Below are 8,076 nucleotides of genomic sequence, written 5' to 3'. Positions count from 1 at the left end.
TAATTTATAGAATAGTCTCGATAAGCACAGCCCACTAAAATAAGTGGGCTGAAAAGGGCTATTTCTATCTTTAGCGTAGACCTTGCACACTTTCAACAAGGTTGGCTAACTGCGATACAACACGGTCGCCAATATCAGCATTATCACCCCCTAATGCTTTATTACGCATAAAGTCTTTCTTGATTTGTTCCCAACGGATCGTGTCTTTCTCTGTTAATTTTCCACGCAGTTCAGCGAGTTTGAGTAAGTTTTCTTCGGCACCCGTAGTGAGCAGTTGTGCTTCACCAAGATAGTGATCGTCTAACAAGCGTTCAATTTCGTCATCATTCATTACCGCAGACACTTTCTCACTTAACTTATTCATATTGCGGTAACTGCCTTGCAAACGAAAAGCAGGCTCTGTGCGATATTTATCGGATTGAGCGGCACTGGCAATATATTGCTGATTTACTTTTAAAATAACATTTCGTAAGGTAATTAAATGCTTAAGAACCATCACAATTTCATTAATTTCAGCATCAGAATAAGGATAACTTAATGCGTTGGTAGAGACAGATTTCCCCATCGCCTTATCAACTAAAATATAGAGGTCGTTCAGATCACGCAGTGCAAGTGGTGCTAATACAGCATTAGAGGTTAGGCTATTTTCAATATAACTCAGCGCAAAGGCTTCATCCATGCCGCCTAATACTTCACCTAAGTTATAAATATCAGCACGGTTAGCCAGCATATCAGGAATGCGGAAGACTTCTCCAGATTCGGTATAAGGATTCCCCGCCATCACGACACAGAATTTTTTACCACGCATATCATAGGTTTTGGTTTTTCCTTTCCATACCCCTTCAATACGTCTTGTTCCATCACAGAGTGAAATAAATTTTTGTAAGAATTCAGGGTGAGTATGCTGAATATCATCCACATACAACATCACATTATTACCCATTTCTAGCGCTAAGTTGAGTTTCTCAAGCTCTTGTCTCGCTGTTGCATTAGGTGCTTGTTCCGGATCGAGTGATAGCACGTTATGCCCTAATGCAGGACCATTGATCTTCATAAAAATGAGACCTAAGCGTGCTGCTGCATATTCCATTAATGTGGTTTTACCGTAGCCCGGCGGGGAGATCATTAATAATAGTCCCATTAAATCGGTGCGTTTTCCTTCCCCTAAAGCACCAATTTGTTTTGCCATATTATCGCCAATAATCGGTAAATAAACATCATTAATCAGCTTATTACGGACAAACGAGCTTAATGGCTTGGCTTTAAATTCATGCAATTTTAAACGTTCACGTTCATCATTGACGATTTTTTGTCGCAATGTAAGGTACTGTCGAAATGCAGGAATAAAGTTCTTTCTTTGCCCGCGCATTCGACTGAAATAATCATCTAAACTGAGTGATAACGTTTGGTTTTCAATTGTTGCGTGAGAGCCTAATAAGCCCGTGACTGAAAAGTATAAATCGGCTTCGCTATAACGTGCTGATGCGACTTTATCTAAAATAATGATCGCGATAGCACCCGGAATATAAGGTGTAAGATCGGCATAATTAGGGAGAGAGCATAACCCTTGTAGCCAATTTTGGATCAGTGCCCAACGCTGTGCATATCGTGTACCTAAGTTTAGCTGTGAACGATTAAAGTCTATCCACATATGTGCTTCTTCTAATCGACTTTGCAGTGCGATTACTAGCTCTTTAGCGTATTTGCTATAAACCAATTCAATGGGTGTTCTTGCCAAAGCAAAGCTTAAATATTCAGAGGCTTGTATCGGTATATAGTGTTCGCACTCAATCGGATTATCATGAAGAAATAGGCGTATGTCCGCTTCAATTTCAGCTTGCAGATCGGTTAATGCATCGTCTGTATGAAATAATTGCTGAATATTAAGTGCTGTTCTTGCCCGTTCAGGCCACAAAGCAGGATATTGTTCATTTTGTTTTGTTTCCCAAAATAGTGCGGCGACTGCGCGTGCAGTCGGGTTATAACGTAGAAGATCGGCGCTTTCCCCGATTGGGATCAGTTTTTTTTAATATTGCGATCGCATCGTGATCGTGGATCCCTTTTTCATAGCCTTCTTTATAACGTGGTGTTGCAAAATCGCGCACCAGTTTTTCAAGCTTTTCAGGAATGGTGAGCGCTTCTTTTAGTGTTTCGTAATCAAGATCATCTTGACGTTTCGCTGCTGCATAAATAATGGAGTAAGCAAGGTATTCGGCACGATAAACCGTGTCTGATTCAGACTCAAGTGACGCATTCCAATAAGGCTGTAATTGCGCAAGCTCCGCATTTTCAATGGGCTCTTGATAATCAGTTCCTGTTAGGTATAGCCAAAGCTTATCTTCTTTAGGCAAGATAGTGAGATCAAGCTCTTGTGTATTAACACTAAAGCGGTGACGAGGTCCTAATTTAATGACATTGCCACCGTCTTCAAAAATATCAGTTTTATCTCGTAGAATTCGAATAGCCTGATCACGAGAAGATTTTAGACGTGCATCAATATCATCAGCTTTGACGTTATCATTGATTTCTCTTAGTTTTTCAATAATTTCTCGTGTTTTCAATGATAAGGGATCTGATGCGAAAAAGGCATTTAACTCATCTTGTGATTGTAGGCGAGATGTTCGGCGTTGTAGATTTTCTAGTAAGCGATTTGCCGCAGTCAGCAGGCTTTGTGATCGACGTTGGCGCTCATCAAGTAATACTTGTTTATGCGACTCAAAGGTTTCTACTAACTCTTCACGCTTTGCGAGAATATCATCAAGAAATTCATCATGATGACTAAATTGGCTTTCGAGCTCTTCTAATTGAAGCAATAAGCGAGAAAGCTGGTCGTCACAACGTTCAGGATCGGTTGCAAGGGATAATGCATTGGTGATCCCTTGGCTAAACAAGCGAAATTGGGCGCCAAATTGTGCCACACTTTCGACACTATTTTGTGATTTGCGTTTTTGTTGTAGTCGAGCGCGGGATTGGTTTAGTTGAGCATAAATCTGTGAAATTGCATCAATAATATACGTTTGTTGAGTAACATCTTGGAATGTTAAAGATGCCATTAAGTTAGAGAGCATATCCAAATCAGCAGACATTTTTTCCATGTCATTCATTGGGATATCTAACTGCGCACTGTTTTGTGCTTTCTCAATGAGGTTTTCAAAGGTAACAAGCTGAGCTTTAAATGGTTGTAATGCTTTATCACTAGCCAGAAAAAGAGCCGTAGCTTGAGAAACACGTTGTTGAGCCTCTGTAATTTCCGTTTCCATCGCACTTAACTTGGTTAAATCCATATAACGGAATTCACGTAAGGAAATAAGATGTCCACGATGGGCATTCAGTGAATTTAAGCTATCAACAAATTGTTGTATATCAGTCCAACTATCAGGCAGAGTTAAAGCCAGTAGTGATTTTTGGCGATTAACCGCTTCAAGCATGGATTTAGTAGATTGCTGACGAATACTTTCTACTTTTTCATATTCATCGAGGACTAATTCGCTGGTTTGAGCGATATCTTTGAGTAGTTTTCCAATCCCTAAACAGTGTTCATCGTTAAACCAATAATAGAGATCGAGCAAATTTTTAGGTTGTGAGCTAAGTTGCTCATAACGAGCAATAGAAATTTGGTTACCTTCAATCTCTTTTGCAACATGTAAAATTTCGGAAATACCTCGTACTAAATCTGCGTTACCAATTCTTCCATAGAAACCATTACGAGGTGGTTGTTTATCAGCAAATTCTTCAGAATAGAAAGGTGTTTGCCAAACTTGCATCGGATGAACACGCGTTGCTTCTTCGCCTTCACCTTCAAACAGTACCATTTTCCCGTCTTCTAACATCGCATAGCCATGCCCGACTAAAGGTACAGCAAGTTTGCGCTCAATCATATTGTAATTGAAAAGTGCGAGGCGACCTTGTGAAGGGGAGTAGAAAACATATAACACGTCTTCACCATTAGGTGAACGGCGTAGACGGCGGAAATACATCCCTTCCATCGGTTGATCAAAGGTTTTGTATTCGCCATTTTGCAAGTAATAGCCACCAGGGAAAATAATGCCATGATCTTCAGGTAATTGGACACAAGCTTGCCCAATCGCATCAATGCGTTGTACAGTTTGCGTCAACATGTTGTAGACCAAATAACGCCAATTCTCTTCTCGATACGGTAAGACTTTTAACAGAATTAAACTGCCGGTTTGAGCATATTCAATTTGAGCATCATCGAGAGATTGGTTTTTATCTAATACGGCTTCACGATAAATACCTAAACCATCTTCAGTATTATTTTCACATTTAACCGTTAAATCACCGCCGGTTGTCTCGACAAAAACGGTATCAAGAATATTGATATGAGGAAAACGACCATTGACCGTATCTTCACGTTGGGTTTTTGTCCATTCAAAATCATATGCAGGAGGAAGCGCGATATCGCGTTCACCACGATTATCAATATATTCAATACGCTGTTTATCACTTGAGATCGCCCAACGAAAAACACGCACATCCGTAATGCGCTCACCAATTTGGAAGCTAGCAAGTAATTTTCCGTCACGCTCAACTAGCTGTAATAGTTGTGTGTTTTTATAGTAAGTATAAAGCTCAGTAAAATCTTGAATAAAGCGATTATCGTTTAAAAACGTATTTTCATAAGGGACAGCCTCAACATCAAATTCACCCTCATTTTCAATTAAACGATAAAGAGAGAAAACATCTTCAAGATGTATTTCACGTTTTAATCCAAGGAAAACGTTATAACCAAATAGTAACCACTCACCTACACGAACAATATCTCTGGCTTGGCAGTTATTTTCAGTACGGATCCGAATACGACCAATAATATCCATTTGGCTTTGACCAAATTCATCTAAGCGATGCTGATTTAGCTTAGCGGCTTTTTGATGAAGTTGTTGACCTTGCTCTGTGAGGCGTTTGCGTAAAATTTCATACGCACCACCTTGTGCAACGGCGCTATCGAGTATTTCTTGCTCGCGATTCGTATCCAAAATTTCAGACATGGTATAACGGATTTCCTTGGCTTAAACGATAAAAACAAAAGAAAAGACAAAGAGATAAACACGATGTCTTTTCATCTCCTTTAAATGAAATTATTCTTCTTTAGGGGAGTCTGATTTAGTTGTCACATCTTTAATTAGCTGATTGGCGCCTTTTGTCGCCATAAATCCATTAATTAAATCTTGAACTTCAGGGTTTTTTAGTAAAGAAGTAATATCAAGTTTTTTATCTTGTTGAGTACGGTTAATCAGTTTTTCAACGTTCTCTTTGGCAAAACTGCTTTTATCCATAAAACCGTCAACGGCTTTACCTAAGCTGAGTGCTTTAGAGAAGGTATTAAAGAAGTTGCCATCACCGCCCACAATTTCAATATTGGTTTTGCTTAGCGCAGCTGCCAATACATCAGCTTGTTCGCGTGCAATTTCTTTATTGGCTTCAATGGATGCCATAGCTTGCTCGAATTGTTTTTCAAGACGCATACGGAATTCTTCGTGCGAACGAGCTGTATCGCTAAGGTGATCCATAGATTTAAATTTATCAGTTAAACCATCTGCTTCTGCTTTCAAGCGTTGGCGAATAACTTCCGCTTGTGCTGAACCTAATTGACCTTCACCACGCGCTTGAGCCGCAAGTTTCTCTTCGAGGATCTTAGCATCAGCTAAACCTAGTTTTTCTTTTGCATTGGCTTGTTGTTCTTCACCACGTGCTTGAGCGGCTAATTTTTCTTCTAAAATTTTGGCTTCTGCAAGACCTTGTTGCTGCTGAGCGAGTGCTTTAGCTTCCATCACTTGTGCTTCAGTTAAGCCTTTTTCTTTCATGCCTCTCGCTTCCGCTAATAATTTTTCAGCGGTGACATTTGCAAGTACCAAGCCTTCTTTCTCTTCAGCTTCTGCAGTTGCTTGACGTACACGAGCTTCAGCAAGTCCTAATGCTGCGTGTTCAGCTTCAATACCTTCAGCTAAACGTTTTTTCGCTTCTGCTTGTTTTACTGAGGCTTCTAACTCAGCTTTCGCCATCGTGCTGATTTCTTCAGCTTTATGCTTAGCACTAGACTCATCGGCTTCAGCTCTTTTCACTTGGCGAACTAAAGATTCTTCCGCTTCAGCTTGTGCATTAATCACTGTCACTTGGCGCATACGCTCTGCTTCTGAAACTTCGCGTACTTCTTTAATACGTTCTTCTTCTTGAGCAACCGTTTTTTCTACGGCAACACGTTCACGGATAACATTTGAGATGTTTTTACGTTCTTCTTCTAACGCTTTTTCTTTCTCAATGCGTTGTAACTCAACTTCACGTTCACGAGCAACAATTTCTAACTCACGTGCACGATTAACACGCTCTTGTTCAATAGTAACTGCGCGAGTGCGATTTTGTTGTGCAACTTCCACTTCACGCATTCGGTTTTCTTCACGGATCTCAATTTCTTGTTGAGTCTGAATACGTGCTTGTTCGGCTTTAAGACGCTCTTCTTCTTGAACTCGTAGCGTTTCTGACATTTCACGAGCGCGAATGTTGTCGATTTCTCGTTTTTGGCGTGCTTCCGCATCGGCTTGTTGACGTTCTAAAGCAAGGCTGGCTTCGCGAGTTTCAACATTTTTCTTTTGAATAGCGAGCTCTTGATCGCGCTCTTTTTGGTTGGTTTCAATATTATGAATAGCGGTGATTTCCGTGATTTTACGGATACCTTCGGAGTCAAAAATATTATTAGGATCAAGTGCTGACTTCGGTGTTTGTTCTAAATAGTCGATAGCAACGTCTTCTAATGCATAACCATTTAGATCTTTTCCAATCACATCAACGATGCGATCACGGAAAATTCTGTCGGTCTTCAAAAAGTTTAGACAGTTCAAACTGTTTACCTACTGTTTTCAATGCTTCTGAAAATTTAGCACTAAATAGGGTACTGACGGCTTGATGATCTGACGCTCTATCAACACCAATAGCTTTTGCGACTTTCAGTACGTCTTCAGTGGTTTCATTAACACGTAGATAAAAAGCAACCGTGATATCTGCACGTAAGTTATCCTGGCAAATCAGACCATCTTTACCACGACGGTCGACTTCTAACGTTAAAAGAGAAATACGCATAAACTCTTTTTTATAGATAACAGGATAAACCAATGCACCCGTAAAATGGACTTTAGGTTGTGAGGTCATGTCGTTGACAATTAAGGCTGTGCCTTGAGGCACCTTAATATAGAACGCCTTGAATAATCCAAATAATCCTAAAATAATTAGAATTGCGAAACCAACGACAGTTAAGAAAGGCATAACGAAAGCCAAATCCATACTTTTTTCTCCATAGGTTCAGACGATACCGTCATTTTTTAATATTTTTGTCTGCTAACTAAATGAGATCTCATCGAATATGTATTAATGATGAAACTCATCTTCCGTTACGACTTGATAACTGTGAGTGAGCGCGTCATAACTAATAATAACGACGCTATCACCTCGTTTAATGTTTGCGTGTTCTGGTGCTCTAATTTGTAAAATTAAACCTGCTCCCCCATCTTCTAAAACCGCTTCACCTTTGTCTTCCGTTACATTCGCTGATCGTACTATGGCTAATTTCCCTATCAATTGGTGTACTGATTTAGGCTTATTACGCGATATGAGCTTTTTTACGAATGGGTTTTAAACATACCGCAGTAAGATTAAGAGAAATAAAAGAGATAATAATTAAAGCAACAAAGCCCGCTAAATAGTAAATGAAATTGGTTTCAATCGTGCTGATAATCCAATAGTTAGTAAAATAACTGATAAACCAGCCAATAAGAGTAAAAAAGGTTAAAATGATAGTGACAGGGATTCCTGCTAATCCTAATTTTGTTAACCAACCGGCGAAACCTGTTGCATCAATATCCAATTCACTATCAAATATTAAATAAAATCAATATCTAATAATCCAAAAAGCAGCACAAAGCCAATAAAAAAGAGATAATAATAAGTAATGCACTAAAAATAATACTGGGAAAAGCGAGGCTATTTTGGAAAAACAAATTCATAAAAAAGTTCTCTTAATTTAAGAAAATGATCATATTCTTGTCATATTAATATCTCTTATCATAC

The 8,076-nt window shown here is 39.3% G+C and carries 3 pseudogenes; all 3 read right to left on the bottom strand.

The features are described 5' to 3' along the window. Window positions 1-70 precede the first annotated feature (70 nt). The 3 pseudogenes from BHE89_RS26930 to BHE89_RS27390 all read right to left on the bottom strand — a co-directional run bounded on the left by BHE89_RS26930 (window position 71) and on the right by BHE89_RS27390 (window position 8,012). A pseudogene (locus BHE89_RS26930) lies at window positions 71-5,006 on the bottom strand (DNA repair ATPase). A gap of 90 nt (window positions 5,007-5,096) precedes the next feature. After that, window positions 5,097-7,293 (bottom strand): annotated as a pseudogene (locus BHE89_RS05250) (hypothetical protein). An 84-nt stretch (window positions 7,294-7,377) separates the two neighbouring features. Beyond that, a pseudogene (locus BHE89_RS27390) lies at window positions 7,378-8,012 on the bottom strand (ubiquinone biosynthesis protein UbiH). Window positions 8,013-8,076: the final 64 nt, after the last annotated feature.

This window comes from Shigella sp. FC1967, assembly GCF_001743005.1.
GTDB lineage: Bacteria > Pseudomonadota > Gammaproteobacteria > Enterobacterales > Enterobacteriaceae > Proteus.
The sequence above is the reverse complement of the archived record's forward strand: the minus strand, read 5'-3'. Positions and strand labels throughout refer to the sequence as shown.